Below are 18,694 nucleotides of genomic sequence, written 5' to 3' on the forward strand. Positions count from 1 at the left end.
TACAAATTACATGTATAGTTATTAACTGATTGTAATGATATAATTAACTAACTATGAGTAAACTGTTACGAAATTGTTATGAGAAAAGTTGTGTTAAAATCACTGGATTTGAAGTTATAATGAATCTCAAAAAACAGATGATGATTTTTGTTTCTGTAATAATACATTTACATTAGCGTAAAATAAGAATTAATGGCAGGAAATTCTTTCGGCAAACTATTTAAACTCACAACTTTTGGTGAATCTCATGGTGTTGCAATAGGTGGAATAATTGATGGATGTCCATCGGGTTTAAAATTAGATTTTGAGGCAATTCAAAACGAACTAAATAGGCGTAAACCAGGACAGTCTAAAATTGTAACGCAACGTAAAGAACCAGATACAGTAGAATTTTTGTCTGGTATTTTTGAAGGCGTAACAACAGGAACTCCAATAGGTTTTGTGATAAAAAACACTAACCAAAAATCAAAAGATTATTCGCATATCAAAGAGGTATACAGACCTAGTCATGCAGACTACACATACGATAAAAAATATGGTGTAAGAGATTACAGAGGCGGAGGAAGAAGTTCTGCACGTGAAACTGCAAGTAGAGTAGTGGCTGGTGCTATTGCTAAGCAAATGTTATCTTCAATAAAGATTAATGCTTTCACCTCTTCTGTAGGTGATATTTTTATAGATAAACCTTATCAGGATTTAGATTTTAGTAAAATTGAATCTAATATCATCCGTTGCCCTGACGAAGCTTCTGCTGAAAAAATGATTGCCAAAGTAAAAGAAGTTAAAAAACAAGGCGATACTATTGGAGGTACCGTAACTTGCGTATTACAAAATGTACCATCAGGATTGGGCGAGCCTGTTTTTGACAAACTACACGCTGAGTTAGGCAAAGCCATGTTATCGATAAACGCAGTAAAAGGTTTTGAGTATGGAAGTGGTTTTTGTGGTGCAAAAATGATTGGTAGCGAACATAACGATAAGTTTAATGAGGATGGAAGTACACAAACCAATTTATCAGGAGGTATACAAGGCGGTATTAGTAACGGTATGGACATTTACTTTAGAGTTGCGTTTAAGCCAGTTGCAACAACATTACAAAAACAAGAAACTATAAACAGCAAAGGCGAAACTGTAGTAATGCAAGGTAAAGGTAGACATGATCCTTGTGTTGTACCGCGTGCTGTGCCAATCGTAGAGGCTATGGCAGCCTTGGTTTTGGCGGATTACACACTCCTACGTAGACAGGAGTCTAATGATTGGTAATGAATTTCTGAGGAAGCAGAAATTTCAGAACATAAAAGTAAGTTTAATTAAAAAGATTCCTGTATTCGCAGGAAGTATGTATGAAGAAACTAGCATTACACTGGAAGATTATTATAGGAATGATTCTGGGAATTATTTTTGGATTCATTATGAATGCCGTGAATGGTCAGCAATTTGTTACCGATTGGATAGCACCTTTTGGCACTATATTTATTAATCTGTTAAAATTAATCGCAGTCCCATTAATACTAGCTTCATTAATAAAAGGAATTTCAGATTTAAAAGACATTTCTAAAATAAGAGATATGGGTTTGCGCACTATCACCATTTATATTGGTACAACATTAGTTGCTATTGTAATTGGACTATCTATTGTAAATATTGTACAACCCGGAACAGGAATGCCAAAAGACACTATTGAAAAAATTAAGACAAAGTATGAAAATGACGAAGGTGTCACTGATAAATTAACCAAAGCTAGTGCCCAAAAAGATTCTGGACCACTACAAGCATTAGTAGATATTTTTCCTAGTAATATTTTTCAGGCCATGGGTGAAGCAAAAATGTTACAGGTGATATTTTTTGCGCTATTTGTAGGAATTTGTTTGCTTTTAATTGGTGATGAGAAAGCCAAACCCATGATAGATATTTTTGATTCGCTCAATGAAGTCGTCATGAAAATGGTAGATCTGATTATGTTGTTTGCGCCATATGCAGTATTTGCGCTTATGGCAAATGTTATTATTGCATTTGATGATACCGAAATATTATTGAAACTACTTCAATATGCATTATGTGTTGTGGTAGGTTTGTTATTAATGATTTGTTTCTATCTGCTATTAGTGAAGATTTTTACAAAAAAATCGCCAATGTGGTTTCTTAATAAAATTAGTCCGGCTCAGTTATTAGCATTTTCAACAAGTAGCAGTGCAGCTACACTTCCTGTAACTATGGAGCGTGTTGAAGAACATCTCGGTGTAGACAAAGAAGTTTCTGGTTTTGTTTTACCAGTTGGCGCAACTGTTAATATGGATGGAACTAGTTTATACCAAGGTATAGCGGCAGTGTTTATTATGCAAGTTATTTGGCCCGAAGGGTTAACCTTTACTAATCAGTTGGTTATTGTATTAACAGCGCTATTAGCATCAATTGGTAGTGCAGCGGTACCAAGTGCAGGTATGGTGATGTTGGTGATAGTTTTAGAGTCGATTGGTTTTCCTGCTGAACTACTTCCCATAGGACTCGCGTTAATATTTGCAGTAGACAGACCGTTAGATATGTGTAGAACAGTAGTAAATGTTACTGGAGATGCTACTGTCTCTATGATGGTTGCTAAATCTTTAGGTAAACTTCATGACGACCCTAAGCCGAAGGAATGGGATGATAATTATAAAAAAGTAAAATAAGTTTGCTAATTATAATTTCATTAAATTAGACAGTCCATTAACCAACAATACATAGATTTAGATGAATATTTGCTTTATAATGTATCCTTGGGATAAAGTAGATCCCGAAAATGATACTAGTCTTGCCTTGATAAAAGAGTGCTCTAAAAGAGGTCATGGCGTAGCCATGTGCACTCCAGCCAACTTAACAATTAGAGATAGTGTTACTAATGCTTTTTGTAATGTTATTGGTAGAATGGATAAGGTGCCCTCAACCCTTAAATCATTCTATAATAAAGTGAAATTAAGAGAAGAAATGCTGCCGCTAGCAGGATTTGATGCTATTTTTTTTAGAGCAAATCCACCTTTAGATCCCATAATGCTCAATTTTTTGGATTCAGTAAAAGATGATGTATTCATTATAAATTCTTTAGAAGGCATGCGTGAGGCCAATAATAAGCTATATACTGCTGCATTTGGAGATGCCCACAGTAATATCATTCCAAATACGCATGTTTCAAAAAATAAAAAGTATTTGGTGCGTCAGATTAAGGAATCTAAGGCAGATAAAATGATTATAAAACCTCTAAATGGATTTGGAGGTTCAGGAGTTATTCTGATAGAAAAGTCAGCTATGAGCAATATTAATTCGCTTTTAGATTTCTATATATCTAATTCCGATGGCACTTCTAATTATGTCATCTTACAAGATTATATAGAAGGCGCTGACCAAGGCGATGTAAGGATTTTAATGCTAAACGGCGAGCCTGTTGGTGCTATGAAACGTGTTCCTGGTTCTGACGATCATCGTTCTAACGTCTCAGCAGGAGGGAGCGTACAAAAGCATACACTTACTAAGGCAGAGAAGGCACTATGCAAACAAATAGGACCAAAACTGGTTAAAGATGGTTTATACTTTGTGGGTATAGATGTTATTGGAGGTAAATTGGTTGAAGTTAATGTAATGTCACCAGGCGGAATTACCTACATCAATAAAGTGTACAAGAATAAGATTAAGGTTGAAGAAAAGGTTATTGACTTCTTAGAAAGTAAGGTACTAGATCAACTTCAAGCTTTTGACAGACGTACAAGACTTCGTAAGGCTGTTGATGAGGCTTAAATTTATTTTGATGAGAAGTAATACTTTATTCATTTCAATAATTACTCTTTTTTGCTTTTATAATTGCGCTACTAAGAGATATAAAAAATCTAAATTTCATGATGGCAAATGCGAATATTTGTATGTTGATGATTTTTCTGGAACGTCCATCTCAACCTCAGATTTTATAGTTCAAAAAGATACTATATCGGTCAGTGCTTTAAAGTTTGAGTGTACTTATTCAGCATTTTATACTTCTTGGGTAATGTATAATAATTATGGGGAATGGAATGATGGTGTTCAACCAGAAAATAGCTACAATACCTATCTTATTTGGAAAGACATAGATTTGTTTTCTAATGGTGGTAAATATACTGTAGTAACGTATGGTGCAGAAAAACCTAGTGATATTTATTCATCATTAATGGTATTTGATGATAAGGGAAGAGACATGCTTTTTGAAAACTCTGGAGTTAAAACTAAATTAATTGATTTATTTTCGACTGAGATTAGGAAGAAAAAGAAGAAAAAATTAAAATCTATTTTTCATCAAAAATACATTAAGCAATTTAGACCTGAATTTTGGGAAACATACAAGACTTATCCTAACGTAAAAATCTATATAGAATAACGATTATGAAAACAATCGACTGGACAAGAGACGAACTTGTGGCATATATTTTATTATTTGCTGCAAACTCAGACTTTAAAGAAAACAATAAAGAGCGTAATGTCATTATTTCTAAAGTAGATATGAAAACCTTTTCAGAAATTCATGATGAGTTTGATAAGGATAACGACTACCAAGGCATCCAAAAAATAATGACTAGTCTTAGACAGCATAATTACGATAGAGAAGATGTAGAAATCCTTCTAGAAGATATAAAAACGCTGTTTTTTTCAGATGGCGATTTTAATATTAATGAACGCATTATGCTGAAATCTTTAGAACGACTCTTCAAGACTTTATAATGGAGCGACTTTCAATAAATGCTATTGTAGCTAAAATAGAAACAGAAGAAACCTTTCATGCAGTTTCTGATGATTATTCTTTTACTTTAAAAGTAGATGATTATGTGCCTTATGTATGCGGAGCAGTGCATGATGGGCAACAATTTAGAAAAGACCTTTGGGATAATTGCCTACACTCAGCGTATGATAGGTGGTATGAAGAAGATCCTGAAACCAAAAACATGGTTATTTCTCATCCTATAGTAATTTCTGGTTGCGATTCACGTTTCGAATATGACCTTAATAGAGATCCGAGCAATGCCGTTTTTGATACTGCTTGGGGAAAACAACTTTGGAAGCATCCTTTACCAAAAACCGAAAAAACCAAAAGTCTGCAGAAACATGCTAGTTTTTATAAAGTCGTAAAAGCATTAATCTCCAAGATTGAAGAAAAGTTTGGTGTGTGCATAGTTTACGATATGCATAGTTATAATTGGCAACGTTGGGATAGGGAAGTGCCAACATGGAATTTAGGAACCTCTAATATTGATAACAATCGCTTTGGTGAAGAAGTGGAATCTTGGCGATGTATGCTAGAAAGTATCGAGTTGCCTAATGATATAAAGCAAACAGCCAAGATTAACGATACCTTTCAAGGAAATGGATATTTCTTAAAATTCATTACCAATACTTTTGAAAATACTTTAGTTTTGGCAACCGAAATAGCTAAGGTGTATTGCGATGAATATAAACAGATAATTTATCCCGAAGTTGTTGCTGCTGTAGAACAGCAATTAAAGACACTTATACCGAAGCATGCAGACGAATTTTACACAAAGTTTAAGGCCTAATGTCCCAGATTAAGACTACAGAAGAGTTTCAAGATTTATTTGATATTGATGCTAATCTTAACAGGTTGGTAAAGAATATAGAGTTACTAAATTATATCAACCCTCAGAATATTGCTGCAGAAAAGAAAAAGTTCTATTCAGCAAAATTTAATTACGAACCAGAGTTTAATTATCCAAAAATGCGATTTAATGGTTACAAGTTACATCGCTTATTTTTTTCGCAGCGTCTAGAGCGTATAGAAGATGAGGCTATTAGACAGTTGTATGAAGACATTATTTACGAATATTCTGGTTTAATAGAATGTATAGAAACTATTGGTCAAGGTCGTAAGTTTTATTTTAATAGTCTTAAGAGTTTTGGTACTCCAACCGAAAAAGACATTGAAAACGCAAAGTTTATTCTACGCTTTGATGATTCTGAGTTTGATGAGGAAATGCTCCCTATGTATAACGCGAGTGAAGCTAGAGATTATTTTGCTGAATTTTCTAAGCGCTACGATTTTAAATACAACATAAAGATTTCTAATAATCTTTCTGCAGCTGCCATGGTTTTGAATAATACGCAAACTTTGGTATTAAGAAAAAGTCATAAATACAGTTTAAATCAGCTTAAAGTATTATCAAATCACGAGATTGGAGTACACATGGTAACGACTTTTAATGCACTAGAACAACCATTAAAAGTATTTTCTAATGGTTTACCTAACAATGTTGAAACTCAAGAAGGTTTGGCAGTGTATTCTGAATTTATGAGTGGTTGCTTAACTATTGAACGGTTAAAAGAGCTGGCATTTAGGGTTATTGCTGTAGACAGCCTAAATAAAGGGTATAATTTTGCTGACACATTCCATTTGTTACACAACCAACATAAGCTAAACCGAGATAAAGCTTTTGCAATTACCTTAAGAGTACACAGAGGTGGTGGATTTACAAAAGATCATCTATACCTTAAAGGCATTAGAAATATTTATAAATACGCTAAAGCTGGAAATGATCTAGGTGTCTTGTTGACAGGTAAAGTTAGTCAAGAATATATACCTACTATGAACAAACTTATTGATCTTGGCTTAGCAGTAAAACCAAAGTATTTTACAGATGCCTATGTGGTAAATGACAATACTAATCCTAACTTAGATTTTATTTTAAAGAGTTTAAAGTAAAAACCTCAAAGCTAAATATTTTCTATCCATATTTTCAGGATACCTCAAAGAAGTTAGACTTATTTCTTTAAGGAATTTAACTCGTTCCTAACTAACAGAAGTTAGGGTTAAACTGAAAATTATCTTGCCTTGAGGCTTAAAATTACTAAGCTTAAAACCATTAACTTAAAAAAGCTCGCAACCAAAAGTATCTTAAGCTATGTTTTTAGAAAACTAGTATTTAGCAAGGTTTTGTTTTCAGTAAGTAAATGGTGTTTCTCAGTGAGTATGCTATCATGTTATAGAAGATATGTGCATTTTTAACATTTAGAACAATAATAATGGGTTTATATCGAGTTTTTTCAATTAGACAAAGTTGATTGTTTTATTTTTGAGTAAACAAAATTGTGCTATTAACCAATTCGAATTTCCCTCAAAACGAATTGAATTTTGTTTGAGTTAAATTAGTTTTAAGTAAGTTGTTAATTTGAAGAAGGCCTTTTAGAATTTATTTTAAAAGGCTTTTTTACATCAAGAATTTAGCTTTTAACTCAGGTGTAGGTATCATACATGCATCTTTCTTTCCGTACCATTTGTATCGATTTTTAGCTACAAAGTCATAAACCCAGTTTCTAATAAACGCAGGTATCAGAAAAAATATAGCCATTAATTTTGTCGGAAAATTAAGTTGTTTTGCAACGTACAAAGCTGCGGTAGATTTATGATAAACCTTTTGCTCTAATGGATTATAAAGTAAAATAGAGTCTACTTTATTAGTGTCTATTTTAAATTGAGATGTTATAGATTTTCCAATGTCGCTTTGGAGTGGTGCAAACAAGAACTTATTCTTTGTGTCGCGTTTAATCACATACAAGACACTGCTGTTGCAAAGATTGCATACACCATCAAAAAGTATAAGTTGCTTATTTTTTGGCACACCGTTCACCATATTACAAAGATAAGGTTTAGAACAGTTATTGAGATTGGTATTAACAAGGTCTTAAGGCAATTATTTTTTTGCTTGGACTAGTTCCAATAAATTGAGGCTTACGTTAGTTGTAAACATACCATAATTAACGATTGCTTTACCTTTTTCAATGTCTTCAATATTGCCTACTGCCTTTCCATCGTGCATTCGCACGCGATCTCCAACCTTTAATATTGGTTTTGGCTTTTCTATAACCACTTCTTGCTTTTTGGCAGCTTTCTTCTTTTTACGTATGACTTCAACTTTCTTTTCAGCCTCTTGTTTTATCTGCTTTTCTTTGGCTTTTTCTGCTCGCTTTTGTTTAGCAGACATTTTTTTGCGCTTAGCATTTTCTATTTGTACGAGTCTGAATAACTCAGACATCAATTCGCGCTTTCGTTTATTTTCAAGAAACTTCTCCGCAAGATCGTTAACTTTCTGTCCGAGATAAATTAACCGTTGATTACTATCATACAATTCTTGAAAGCTTTCTAACTTCTTCTGAATCTTTTCATTAGTTGCTTCAAGCTTTTCAGCTTCAGAAAGTTTCTTCTTTTCGTTTTCTTTTAGAGAGCGCTCAGTACGTTCTAGCTTACTGCGTTCTTTTTGTAGTTTAGCAATTGTAGCATCAAACCTTACTTTGCCTCGTTCTATCTTCTTTTTTGATTTGTTGATTAAACTGTATGGAATACCATTTTTCTGCGCTACTTCAAAGGTAAAAGAACTTCCTGCTTGTCCTGTAACAAGCTTGTACATAGGTTCTAAGCTCTTTTCATTAAAAAGCATATTGGCGTTTTGCATGTGTGGTAATTCATTAGCCAATAATTTTAAGTTAGAGTAGTGGGTTGTAATTATTCCAAAAGCTTCTCGTTCATAAAAAACTTCTAAAAATGTTTCAGCCAAAGCTCCACCAAGCTCAGGATCACTACCAGTACCAAATTCATCTATTAAAAAAAGCGTTTTGTTATTGACTTTCTTTAAAAAATAATTCATTTGTTTTAATCTATAACTGTAGGTGCTCAGATGATTTTCGATGGATTGATTATCGCCAATATCACTCACTACACGATCAAAAAGACAAGCTACACTGCGCTCATGAACTGGAATAAGCATACCGCTTTGCAACATAACTTGTAATAAACCAACCGTTTTTAGCGTAATACTTTTACCACCAGCATTTGGGCCAGAAATAACGATAATTCTATTGTCGCTAGACAATGCCACTGTTTGTGGAAAAGTTTTCTCACCTTTTTCATTATTTGTTAAATAGAGTAGTGGATGGTAAGCATCTTTTAATAACAGTTTGCGTTCACTGCTTATTTCTGGTAATATGCCATTCATGCTTCTAGCGTATTTTGCCTTTGCAGAAATGACATCTATCTTAGTTAAAAATGTTTGATAATCGTTTAATAGTGGAAGAAAGAGCCTTATGTAATCAGTTAATTCCTTCAGAATTTTGATGACTTCTTCTTTTTCTTCGTATTCTAAGTTGTTGAGTTCTCTGGTATATTGTAAGGTCGTTTCTGGTTCTATGTAAACTATACTACCAGTTTTACTACCTCCCATTATAGCACCTCTTACCTTGCGTCTGTACATTGCTTTTACAGCAAGCACACGTCTGTTATCTACAACAGATTCCCTAATGTCATCTAAGTAATCTAAACCATGATATCTTGAAAGGGCTGATGAAAAACTACTGTTAATCTTTCCTTTAAGCTTACCGATTTCTTGTCTTAATGTAGAAAGCTGTGGTGAGGCATCATCTTTAATATCACCAAAGCGGTCTACAACAGCATCAACCTGTTCTATAATTGCAGTGGTAACTTCAATATGGGTACTATATTGATATAATTTTGGATAATATTCTTTAAACTTTTCTAAAAACTTAACAATTGCATTAGACGTAAGTGACATACTAACGAGCTTTTGCAAACTCGCCACTTCTAAATAAGTGTTTTCAATATTTAGAAGTTTAATTTCTTTTGAAATCGGATCAAACCCATGATTAGGAATTCGGTTATCATTATCAAAAGAAGATAGGTATTCATTGACGTACTCTAACTCACGCAGCAATTGTGTTTCAACCTCAATAGGTCGTATATTTAATACAGCGGCTTTACCTAAGGCTGTTATGGTGTGTTCGGAAATTTGTTCTAAAACCGTGAAAAACTCAAGGTCTTTCAGGGTTTTTTCATGAATACGTATCATGAGGTTTTTTTAATTTTAGAATTGCAAATTTAGGTTAAAAGTAGCGATATGCCTAATGCCATGGAAAACCCCATAATGAATAAAACAACGTTTAAAAAGTGTTTTCTAATGATTCAGTCATCTTATAAAAAAATCGCCTAAAACAGTTTAGGCGATTTTTAAATATTGATTATAAACGCTTTTATTTTTGTTTATCATCGATAATTAATGGTGTTTGGCCATCAGTTACGATAATTTTAGCATTTGGTGAATTGCTAAGTTTTTCAAAAGCTTGAATTGCCCGCAAGCGAAGCAACAATTCATTTAGTCCAACGCTTAGTTCTTGATTGGCTTTTGCCTTTCCCTTCGCAGCTATTATACTTGCTTGTGCTTCACCGTCAGCCTCAATAAGTTTACGCTCATTTTCTAAACGCTCTCTTTCTAGTACAAATTGCATTTGTTGTGCCTGTTGTTCTGCGGTTAGTTTTTGTTCTATAGCCATGGATAATGATTGAGGTAGAACAATGCGTTTCATCAATACTTGCTCAATTACAATACCTTTTTCCTCTAACGTTGCATTAATCATACTTTTAACTTCATCCTCAATAGAAGCTCTGTTTCCTGTATGCATATCTTTTGCCATAAACCTAGCACTTACATCGGCTAAGGCAGAACGAAAAACAGGTGCAATTAATTCTTGTTCGTAATTCATTCCAACATTTTCAAGCAAGTTAGTCACCTCGCTCGATTTTACTCGATACAGAATTGACATTTCCGACCCAATGGTTAACCCTTCTTTTGATGGTATATCCAAATTGATTTTAAGGTTAACAATGCGTGTGGGTATTTTAATGTAGGTTGCCACTAACGGATTGTAAATCCTAGCGGTTTGTGTAATTGGTTGGCCAATTAGTTTTCCTTGTCGACGCTTTACAGCGACTTCATCTTGGCGTACGACAACACACGAACTAAACAAAAACAGGAACAGGAATAAGTAATAGTAGACTTTCATAGTTTTTTTATTTTAAAGATAATTATAATGTCACTTTTTTATTTAGTGTTTAATTTAATATTAACAGATCCTTTCGTTTTTTATGAAGGTTTTTAACAAAATGGATGTGTTTTAAGTCGCTAAGTATGGGTTGTATATATTTGTATTTATGAACGTATCTATTGACCAAAGTTGGAAACAACATTTAAATTCTGAATTTGATAAACCTTATTTTAAGAATCTGGTGGAGTTTGTGAAAGATGAATATCTAAACCATATTTGTTACCCAAAGGGTTCGGAGATTTTTAATGCTTTTAATCATTGTTCATTTTATAACACCAAAGTAGTTATTATAGGTCAAGACCCTTATCATGGTATTGGGCAAGCCAATGGTTTATGCTTCTCTGTTAATGATGGTATTGTTCATCCGCCATCACTAAAAAATATTTTTAAAGAGATTGAAGAAGACTTAGGCCTACCTTATCCTAAAGGTGGTAATCTAATGCCTTGGGCAGACCAAGGTGTTTTATTATTAAACGCTACACTTACAGTTAGAGCGCACCAAGCAGGAAGTCACCAAAATAAGGGCTGGGAACAATTTACAGACGCTGTCATTAAACTCATAAGTGAGAAAAAACAAAATGTAGTATTCTTACTTTGGGGAGGTTTTGCTAAAAAGAAAAAGAAATTAATTGATAAGTCTTCTCATTCAATTTTAGAAACAGGACATCCATCCCCATTGAGCGCTAACAGAGGTTATTGGTTTGGTAATAAGCACTTTAGTAAAACTAACTACCTGTTGCAGCAAGCTGGCCAGTCTGTAATTGATTGGAAACTAGAGTAGGTGTAGGCTTTTTGGTGCGTATAATACGCGGCTTTTTGTATTCAACTTTCTTTGAAGTTTTGTTGCAACTGAATATTAATAATAAAAAGTTAACAGCAACTAAAAAGGATAGAATCAGAGTAATTGTTAAAATCATATTAATCTTTTTCTTGTGTTAATAGCGTCGATTTGGTTAAACAAATGTAACTAAAAATTTGAAATACTGAAAGTTATGAACAAAAAGTGAAAGATTTAACTTTATGATATTTAACAATTATTAACGCCATTGGTCGACTTTTACTAGTGTTTCAGCGATTTTTGTTTACTGTAAATAGATTGTAAAATTGTTGACTTAAAAGCTACCTTTTTAGTGAATGTTGTGTATTAAATCAGCATATTCTGCTTTTCTAGGGATAATATTTAAATCAAAGAGCTGTTCTTGTACATTGTTAATAGTCTTTTTATCTATTAATTCTTGAGACCATTCGGTTAGAGATAGCCACTCTTTTACATCATCAATTTCTTGGTCATACCGATTAGAAATTGTCTTGTCAATACTAGGTATAGATTTAAAATCTACAGTGGTTGTATTTATGATTTCTAAAATAGTTTTTAGATCGTTTTCATTGTTTTTTATAAAGTTTTCTCTTACAGCAATTACAAAACATGGCCAAGGTGTAGGGCATTCTCCTACGCGTCTAAATATACCGTCGTCTACCAAAGGTTTAGTAGTAAACTTTTCCCACATAAAATAATCAGCATCACCACTGGTTAGACCTTCTACAGCACCATCAAGATTTTTAATAACCTCAAAATTAAGATCATCTTGTAAATCCCAGTTGTTATTTTTTGCATTGATATATGCCATTAAGTGTGAACCAGAGCCATATCTACTAATGGCAGCTCTTGTTCCTTTGATATCATTAATTGTTTTAAACGCTGATTTTTTTGCAACATGAATTCCCCAAATTAAAGGTGTTTCAACGAATGTTTGCACTATGCGTGAAGGATTACCATCGATAATATCTTTTATTATTCCTTCTGTAAGAATTACAGCAATATCAATAGCTCCAGAACGGAGTCCTTTGCACATATCTCCTGTGCCGCCATAGTAATCGTGCCAACGCAGATTTATGCCTTCTGCTTTATACTCACCGTTTTTTAGGGTTAAATACCATGCTAGATTAAAATGTTCTGGTACTCCACCTATGTTTACATTCTTCATACTAATGCCACAAAAATGTGGTATATCATTAAATTATACTTTTTTGTTTTGCCATTTCAGTAGGCTTAGTGTCACAATATTTTAAATATTTACTATGCGTTCTAATGCATAAACTATTAATTTTTCAACCGTAATTTTAGGTCTTTTACTAAAATCGCCAGTTGCTCTATTGGCTATTATAGCATTTAGAGATAAGGCTTCGTGACCTAATAATTTTGATAATCCATAAATAACAGAAGTTTCCATTTCAAAATTTGTGATGCGGAAGTCTTTATAATTAAAGTTGTCTAATTTTGCATTTAAAGTGGCATCATGCAAAGCTAAACGTAATACGCGTCCCTGTGGGCCATAAAACCCTCCTGCTGTGCCAGTCATTCCTTTAAACATGATATCACTTTCAAAATATTTTTCCAAATATTTACTGTTGTTAATAATAATTGGTCTTGCTTTATTTTTGTCCCAATTTGTATGGGCAATAAAGGCATCTTCAATTTCAGGATTGCTGATGCCATCAATCTGATAAAAATGAAGCATACCGTTAATATCTAGCCCGTGCGTGCTCATCACAAAGGCATTTACAGGTATATCTGCTTGTAAAGAACCTGAAGTTCCTATTCTTATAATGTTAAGGCTTGTTAATTGTGTTTTTGGCTTGCGTGTTTTTAAATCTATGTTTACTAAAGCATCAAGCTCATTTAGCACAATATCGATGTTGTCTGGTCCTATTCCGGTTGAGATTACCGTTATTCTCCTATCTTTGTAATAGCCTGTTTGTGTCTTAAATTCTCTTTTTTGAGTGCTGAATTCAATACTGTCAAAGTGTTTGGTTATTTTCTCTACACGATCTTGGTCTCCAACAAATATAATGGTGTCCGAGATATTTTCTGGTTTTAAATTTAGATGGTAAACGCTACCATCTGGATTTAAAATTAATTCTGAGTCTTTAATCGACATGTAGTATGGTCTTAATAAGTTTATTCTGGTCAACGCTAAACTGAAATTCTAAACGTTTTACACCACCGTAGGTCATGTTGTTATTAACTTCAGTGGCAAAATTATGTTGTCTTAGCAAGGCTTCGTGGCCTTTTCGGTTGAGTTTTAAACTGTTTTCAACTTCTTCAAAAAAGATACTTAATTTATCTATTAATCGACGATGTTGTGTGTCTCCAAACCCATAATAGCCTTGATAATTAAGGCTATAACCTAATAAATGATGTCTAGATTTTATATCATTATCTCTAATTAACCTAAGTATGTTGTCTTCTAATACACTGAGTCCACTTTTTTGGTGAGGAAATCGTTTTAGGTGTGCTTTTAGGCAGCTACTCATGTATTTAAAACTAGATTCTTTTACAATGTAGGGTTTTAAAATATTGTGGTCTTTGCCACAATAGGTTCGCCAGAGCGCAATGGCAAGCTCTATGTCTTCCTTATTTAATTTTATGCGTTTATCGTAATGATCTAATAATTGAGTTTGTGTGAGTTCGCCCAATCCTTTAAGATTTTTTTCTCCTTCAACACGACCGCTACAAATAGGATAAAGCGGTTTTTTTATTTTTTTCTGATGCAAAAGATTTAAAACACCTAATAGGTTAATGTGGCAAAACAAGTCATATTCAAACCAAAGGTGTATTTCTTCATATTTCTCCGTATTATCGAGTTTAGATAACTCTTTTTGAAGTTCTCTTTCGTCAACTTCGATATTGTAGTGGTCTTTTAAAAATGTGCGCCGAAGGTTAAAGAACTCTTTTGAATCGATCTTCGGAATTGTTGGACCCTCGCACAGCATTTCTTGCCATGTTAAAATATCATCTTTAAAATCTAACTCTCTTAAGTAGCCTGTTAAAGCGCTACCATTGGTAATATGAAGAATTTTTTGGGTCATAAAAATTAACCTCCAACACGTTTTACTTTAAACCCTTTGTCCTTAAGAATGGTCATAATCTTATCTCTGTAATCTCCCTGTATGATGATTTTATCTTCCTTAAAACTACCACCAACACTAAGCTTAGTCTTTAGCTCTTTTGCTAGTTTTTTAAAATCTTCAGTAGCGCCTGTGTAACCCTCTAAAATTGTGATGGGTTTTCCTTTACGTTTTTCGTATTTGCAAATGATAGGAGCGTCCTGTAACCAAATGTCACTTTGCTCATCAGTTTGTTCTTCTGAAGGCTCAGGCTTATGATCTGGAAAAAGATTTTTTAATTGATCTTGTAAATCCATTATTTTTTAATCAGTCCAAGTTCTACTAAACGTTCGTTTAAAAACTCACCAGCAGTAATATCATCATATAATTTTGGATGTTCTTCGTCTATACAACTATCTAGAACATCTAATTTCATTTCACTGATTGGATGCATAAAGAAGGGAATAGAGTAGCGTGATGTGCCCCAAAGTTCTCTGGGTGGATTGACAACACGGTGAATAGTAGATTTTAATTTATTATTTGAATGCCTAGATAGCATATCACCAACATTGATCATAAGTTCATCTGGTTCTGCAATGGCATCTAACCATTCGCCATCATGACGCTGCACTTGCAGGCCACGCCCTTGAGCGCCCATTAAAAGTGTAATTAGGTTAATGTCACCATGAGCAGCTGCTCTTACAGCATTCTTAGGTTCTTCAGTAATTGGTGGATAATGAATTGGTCTTAAAATAGAATTTCCATTATGGATGTAATTATCGAAATAAGTTTCTTCTAATCCAAGGTGCAAAGCTAAAGCACGTAATACGTATTTCGCGGTTTTCTCAAGCATTTGATACGTTTCTTTACCAACTTTATTAAACTCTGGGAGTTCTTTTACTTCAACGTTTGCAGGATATTCTTTTTTTCGCTCTTCATCATCTTCAACATATTGGCCAAAATGCCAAAACTCTTTTAGATCACCTTCTTTTTTACCTTTTGCACTTTCTTTACCAAAAGATACATAACCTCTTTGTCCTCCTATTCCAGGTATTTCATAACTTTCTTTAACCTCTAAAGGTAAATTAAAAAAGTTCTTAACTTCGGTGTAAAGTCTATCAACTAATTCATCATCTAGGAAATGTCCTTTTAAAGCTACAAAGCCTATATCTTGATATGCTTTACCAATTTCGTCAATAAATTTTTGTTTTCTATTTGGGTCGTCCGAAAGGAAATCCTTTAAATCTACGCTAGGTATTCTATCCATTGGAATTTTATTTAAAATATTGTCAATATACAAAAGTAATTAAATAGTCGTAAAATGTGAATATCTAGTGAAGACATTTATATTGTTGACTCCCTATTATTAAAGCATTTTATTTACATTTGAACCTCTAGAATTATAATATATGCCAACAATAACAAAAAGCAATATAGACTACGATAAGCGCAATCTAAGTGATAAAGTATTACTAAAACTATATTACAACATGTTGAGACCTCGACTTATAGAGGAAAAAATGCTCATATTGCTAAGACAAGGAAAAATATCTAAATGGTTTTCTGGTATCGGACAAGAGGCAATTTCAGTAGGTGTAACTATGGCTCTAAAACCTAGCGAGTATATATTACCAATGCATAGAAATCTTGGTGTTTTTACCACCAGAGAGATTCCACTTCATCGTTTATTTTGTCAATGGCAAGGTAAGGCCAGTGGTTTTACAAAAGGAAGAGATCGCTCGTTTCATTTTGGTACGCAAGAGTACAATATTGTTGGTATGATTTCTCATTTAGGACCTCAACTTGGTGTGGCAGACGGTATTGCTTTAGCTAATCTATTAAAAAACAACGGACAAGTAACTGCTGTTTTTACAGGTGAAGGTGGAACTAGTGAAGGTGACTTTCATGAGGCATTAAATGTTGCTTCGGTATGGCAACTGCCAGTAATTTTCTGTATTGAGAATAATGGCTACGGTTTATCAACACCAACAAATGAGCAATATTTCTGTAAACACCTTGCAGATAGAGGCAAAGGATATGGTATAGAGTCTTTTATATTAGATGGCAACAATATTATTGAGACCTATTCTAAAGTTAAAAAGTTAGCAGAGAGCATAAGAAAACGACCAAGGCCAATATTAATTGAGTTTAAAACCTTTAGACGTCGAGGTCATGAAGAAGCCAGTGGTACAAAATATGTTCCGAAGGAATTAATGGAAGAGTGGGAAGCAAAAGATCCTATTGAAAACTTTAGAAGCTACTTGTTCAGTAAAAAGATCCTTTCTGCTGAAATTGATGATAAATATGTAACTGAAATTAAGGCTGAAATTGACGCTTCTCTTGAATCTGCATATGCAGAAGCTGAAATAACACCCAATGAAAGTGTTGAATTAGATGATGTGTATCAATCATTTAATTATGAGGAATTTAAACCAAATAATGAATTAAAAGAACAACGTCTAATTGATGCGATTTCTGAAGGTTTAAAACAATCTATGGAAAAGCACTCAGACTTGGTGATTATGGGACAAGACATAGCTGAGTATGGAGGTGTTTTTAAAATTACTGAAGGTTTTGTAGAACAGTTTGGTAAAGACAGAGTTAGAAATACACCTATTTGTGAATCTGCAATTGTTGAAGCGGGAATGGGTCTGTCTATCGCTGGTATGAAGGCTATCGTAGAAATGCAATTCTCTGATTTTGTAACATCTGGTTTTAATCCTATAGTTAATTACTTAGCAAAATCACATTACCGATGGAAACAGAATGCAGACGTCGTAGTGCGGATGCCTTGTGGTGCAGGTGTGGCTGCGGGTCCTTTTCACTCACAAACTAACGAAGCTTGGTTTACTAAAACACCAGGTCTTAAGGTAGTCTATCCTGCGTTTCCTTATGATGCAAAAGGCCTATTGGCAACAGCAATAAACGACCCAAATCCTGTGCTGTTCTTTGAACATAAAGCTCTTTATAGAAGCATAAGACAAGATGTACCAACAAATTATTACACGTTGCCTTTTGGTGAAGCAGTATTGTTAAAAGAAGGTGACGATGTTTCAATTATAACTTATGGCGCAGGTGTACATTGGGCTTTAGAAACTTTAGAAAACAATACTGATATATCTGCAGATTTAATTGATTTGAGGACACTACAGCCTTTAGATAATGTTTCTATTATTAATTCGGTAAAAAAGACTGGTAAAGCTATTATCTTACAAGAAGATAGTATGTTTGGGGGCATAGCAAGTGATATTTCTGCACTAATAATGGAAGCGTGTTTTAAATATTTGGATGCACCCGTTAAACGTGTCGCAAGCTTGGAAACACCTATTCCATTTGCACCGCAACTAGAACAACAATATTTAGCCAAAGGAAAGTTTGAAAAGGCTTTAATTCAGCTTTTAGAATACTAAATTATTGTAAAACATATGATTAACTTAAAAATTGTCAGTATTTCTGAAAGTTTTTTCAGTTAATTTTTATTGGCACTTGCTTTTCTGCTTATTAAAAACTGTAATGTCTAATTTAGATTTTAAAACGAAAAGTATGAAGTAGAAATGGCGGTGCCTGTTTTAAAAAGAATTGGATTTTGACGTTTGTTTAGACAATCTAATGCTATCCACTACCAGAGAATTAAGTAATGAAAATAGAAAGCTCTACCCAAAATTTTCCGAGACGTGAGTTTGGTTACGCTTCATTGACTTTACCTGAAACGGTAGGAACTGAAAAAATAAAGGCAATGTATAAAGATGATATTCTTAAAACTGTTGTTGCCAAAACACGAAAATGTAAAAACCCTTTAAAACAGATAAAGATTTCTTAACATTCTAAGTATCTTTAAAACAAAGCCGACTAACAAATGCTGGCTTTTTTTTTGATAATTTTTAAACAATAGCTATTAATTCCTTTAAAA

The 18,694-nt window shown here is 33.5% G+C and carries 18 protein-coding genes; 10 read left to right on the forward strand and 8 right to left on the reverse strand.

Going from position 1 to position 18,694, the window contains the following annotated elements:
• Positions 1–192 precede the first annotated feature (192 nt).
• The 7 genes from aroC to BWZ20_RS01495 all read left to right on the forward strand — a co-directional run bounded on the left by aroC (position 193) and on the right by BWZ20_RS01495 (position 6,709).
• Positions 193–1,263 (forward strand): chorismate synthase, encoded by a 1,071-nt coding sequence (aroC, locus tag BWZ20_RS01465; protein ID WP_076615289.1) that lies wholly within the window; start codon positions 193–195, stop codon positions 1,261–1,263.
• An 80-nt stretch (positions 1,264–1,343) separates the two neighbouring features.
• Positions 1,344–2,669, forward strand: a complete 1,326-nt coding sequence (locus BWZ20_RS01470; RefSeq protein WP_076615291.1) for a dicarboxylate/amino acid:cation symporter — start codon at positions 1,344–1,346, stop codon at positions 2,667–2,669.
• Positions 2,670–2,730: 61 nt separating this feature from the next.
• Positions 2,731–3,768: a glutathione synthase gene (gene gshB / locus BWZ20_RS01475; protein WP_076615294.1), complete on the forward strand. Its 1,038-nt coding sequence runs from the start codon at positions 2,731–2,733 to the stop codon at positions 3,766–3,768.
• Between the two features lie 10 nt (positions 3,769–3,778).
• On the forward strand, positions 3,779–4,378 hold the full coding sequence (locus BWZ20_RS01480) for a hypothetical protein (RefSeq protein WP_157358295.1): 600 nt from the start codon (positions 3,779–3,781) through the stop codon (positions 4,376–4,378).
• Positions 4,379–4,383: 5 nt separating this feature from the next.
• A complete protein-coding gene (locus BWZ20_RS01485; RefSeq protein WP_076615298.1) occupies positions 4,384–4,719 on the forward strand; it encodes a hypothetical protein in 336 nt (111 codons plus the stop codon).
• Positions 4,719–5,549 (forward strand): N-formylglutamate amidohydrolase, encoded by an 831-nt coding sequence (locus BWZ20_RS01490; RefSeq protein ID WP_076615300.1) that lies wholly within the window; start codon positions 4,719–4,721, stop codon positions 5,547–5,549. The genes BWZ20_RS01485 and BWZ20_RS01490 overlap by 1 nt, the downstream gene beginning before the upstream one ends.
• Positions 5,549–6,709 carry a flavohemoglobin expression-modulating QEGLA motif protein gene (locus BWZ20_RS01495; protein WP_076615302.1) on the forward strand — a complete coding sequence of 387 codons (1,161 nt, stop codon included), beginning with the start codon at positions 5,549–5,551 and terminating at the stop codon, positions 6,707–6,709. Before BWZ20_RS01490 ends, BWZ20_RS01495 begins: the two co-directional genes overlap by 1 nt.
• A gap of 505 nt (positions 6,710–7,214) precedes the next feature.
• On the opposite strand, the gene BWZ20_RS01500 is transcribed toward BWZ20_RS01495, so the two are convergent.
• The 3 genes from BWZ20_RS01500 to BWZ20_RS01510 all read right to left on the reverse strand — a co-directional run bounded on the left by BWZ20_RS01500 (position 7,215) and on the right by BWZ20_RS01510 (position 10,854).
• Positions 7,215–7,637, reverse strand: a complete 423-nt coding sequence (locus tag BWZ20_RS01500) for a thiol-disulfide oxidoreductase DCC family protein (protein WP_076615304.1) — start codon at positions 7,635–7,637, stop codon at positions 7,215–7,217.
• A 60-nt stretch (positions 7,638–7,697) separates the two neighbouring features.
• Positions 7,698–9,863, reverse strand: a complete 2,166-nt coding sequence (locus BWZ20_RS01505; RefSeq protein ID WP_076615306.1) for an endonuclease MutS2 — start codon at positions 9,861–9,863, stop codon at positions 7,698–7,700.
• A 181-nt stretch (positions 9,864–10,044) separates the two neighbouring features.
• Complete coding sequence (locus BWZ20_RS01510; protein ID WP_076615308.1) at positions 10,045–10,854, reverse strand: prohibitin family protein; 810 nt, start codon at positions 10,852–10,854, stop codon at positions 10,045–10,047.
• A 148-nt stretch (positions 10,855–11,002) separates the two neighbouring features.
• On the opposite strand from BWZ20_RS01510, the gene BWZ20_RS01515 reads away from it, so the two are divergent.
• A complete protein-coding gene (locus BWZ20_RS01515; RefSeq protein WP_076615310.1) occupies positions 11,003–11,677 on the forward strand; it encodes a uracil-DNA glycosylase in 675 nt (224 codons plus the stop codon).
• A 346-nt stretch (positions 11,678–12,023) separates the two neighbouring features.
• On the opposite strand, the gene BWZ20_RS01520 is transcribed toward BWZ20_RS01515, so the two are convergent.
• From BWZ20_RS01520 to BWZ20_RS01540, 5 genes are all read right to left on the reverse strand, one after another.
• Positions 12,024–12,881 (reverse strand): substrate-binding domain-containing protein, encoded by an 858-nt coding sequence (locus tag BWZ20_RS01520; RefSeq protein ID WP_076615312.1) that lies wholly within the window; start codon positions 12,879–12,881, stop codon positions 12,024–12,026.
• Positions 12,882–12,962: 81 nt separating this feature from the next.
• A complete protein-coding gene (locus tag BWZ20_RS01525; RefSeq protein ID WP_076615314.1) occupies positions 12,963–13,835 on the reverse strand; it encodes a nucleoside phosphorylase in 873 nt (290 codons plus the stop codon).
• A complete protein-coding gene (locus BWZ20_RS01530; protein WP_076615317.1) occupies positions 13,825–14,766 on the reverse strand; it encodes a DUF1835 domain-containing protein in 942 nt (313 codons plus the stop codon). Before BWZ20_RS01530 ends, BWZ20_RS01525 begins: the two co-directional genes overlap by 11 nt.
• A gap of 5 nt (positions 14,767–14,771) precedes the next feature.
• Complete coding sequence (locus BWZ20_RS01535; protein WP_076615320.1) at positions 14,772–15,101, reverse strand: translation initiation factor; 330 nt, start codon at positions 15,099–15,101, stop codon at positions 14,772–14,774.
• Positions 15,101–16,051: an isopenicillin N synthase family dioxygenase gene (locus BWZ20_RS01540; protein WP_076615322.1), complete on the reverse strand. Its 951-nt coding sequence runs from the start codon at positions 16,049–16,051 to the stop codon at positions 15,101–15,103. The genes BWZ20_RS01535 and BWZ20_RS01540 overlap by 1 nt, the downstream gene beginning before the upstream one ends.
• A 142-nt stretch (positions 16,052–16,193) precedes the next feature.
• On the opposite strand from BWZ20_RS01540, the gene BWZ20_RS01545 reads away from it, so the two are divergent.
• Both BWZ20_RS01545 and BWZ20_RS01550 read left to right on the forward strand, forming a co-directional pair.
• Positions 16,194–18,194 (forward strand): thiamine pyrophosphate-dependent enzyme, encoded by a 2,001-nt coding sequence (locus tag BWZ20_RS01545; protein ID WP_076615324.1) that lies wholly within the window; start codon positions 16,194–16,196, stop codon positions 18,192–18,194.
• 227 nt (positions 18,195–18,421) lie between these two features.
• Positions 18,422–18,604, forward strand: a complete 183-nt coding sequence (locus BWZ20_RS01550; RefSeq protein WP_076615327.1) for an Hsp20/alpha crystallin family protein — start codon at positions 18,422–18,424, stop codon at positions 18,602–18,604.
• Positions 18,605–18,694: the final 90 nt, after the last annotated feature.

It is taken from the genome of Winogradskyella sp. J14-2 (assembly GCF_001971725.1).
Lineage (GTDB): Bacteria > Bacteroidota > Bacteroidia > Flavobacteriales > Flavobacteriaceae > Winogradskyella.

Bases quoted from the DNA above. Each gene is read 5' to 3' on its own strand.
- aroC (WP_076615289.1), top strand. From the start codon at position 193: ATGGCAGGAAATTCTTTCGGCAAACTATTTAAACTCACAACTTTTGGT.
- BWZ20_RS01470 (WP_076615291.1), top strand. From the start codon at position 1,344: ATGAAGAAACTAGCATTACACTGGAAGATTATTATAGGAATGATTCTG.
- gshB (WP_076615294.1), top strand. From the start codon at position 2,731: ATGAATATTTGCTTTATAATGTATCCTTGGGATAAAGTAGATCCCGAA.
- BWZ20_RS01480 (WP_157358295.1), top strand. From the start codon at position 3,779: ATGAGAAGTAATACTTTATTCATTTCAATAATTACTCTTTTTTGCTTT.
- BWZ20_RS01485 (WP_076615298.1), top strand. From the start codon at position 4,384: ATGAAAACAATCGACTGGACAAGAGACGAACTTGTGGCATATATTTTA.
- BWZ20_RS01490 (WP_076615300.1), top strand. From the start codon at position 4,719: ATGGAGCGACTTTCAATAAATGCTATTGTAGCTAAAATAGAAACAGAA.
- BWZ20_RS01495 (WP_076615302.1), top strand. From the start codon at position 5,549: ATGTCCCAGATTAAGACTACAGAAGAGTTTCAAGATTTATTTGATATT.
- BWZ20_RS01500 (WP_076615304.1), bottom strand. From the start codon at position 7,637: ATGGTGAACGGTGTGCCAAAAAATAAGCAACTTATACTTTTTGATGGT.
- BWZ20_RS01505 (WP_076615306.1), bottom strand. From the start codon at position 9,863: ATGATACGTATTCATGAAAAAACCCTGAAAGACCTTGAGTTTTTCACG.
- BWZ20_RS01510 (WP_076615308.1), bottom strand. From the start codon at position 10,854: ATGAAAGTCTACTATTACTTATTCCTGTTCCTGTTTTTGTTTAGTTCG.
- BWZ20_RS01515 (WP_076615310.1), top strand. From the start codon at position 11,003: ATGAACGTATCTATTGACCAAAGTTGGAAACAACATTTAAATTCTGAA.
- BWZ20_RS01520 (WP_076615312.1), bottom strand. From the start codon at position 12,881: ATGAAGAATGTAAACATAGGTGGAGTACCAGAACATTTTAATCTAGCA.
- BWZ20_RS01525 (WP_076615314.1), bottom strand. From the start codon at position 13,835: ATGTCGATTAAAGACTCAGAATTAATTTTAAATCCAGATGGTAGCGTT.
- BWZ20_RS01530 (WP_076615317.1), bottom strand. From the start codon at position 14,766: ATGACCCAAAAAATTCTTCATATTACCAATGGTAGCGCTTTAACAGGC.
- BWZ20_RS01535 (WP_076615320.1), bottom strand. From the start codon at position 15,101: ATGGATTTACAAGATCAATTAAAAAATCTTTTTCCAGATCATAAGCCT.
- BWZ20_RS01540 (WP_076615322.1), bottom strand. From the start codon at position 16,051: ATGGATAGAATACCTAGCGTAGATTTAAAGGATTTCCTTTCGGACGAC.
- BWZ20_RS01545 (WP_076615324.1), top strand. From the start codon at position 16,194: ATGCCAACAATAACAAAAAGCAATATAGACTACGATAAGCGCAATCTA.
- BWZ20_RS01550 (WP_076615327.1), top strand. From the start codon at position 18,422: ATGAAAATAGAAAGCTCTACCCAAAATTTTCCGAGACGTGAGTTTGGT.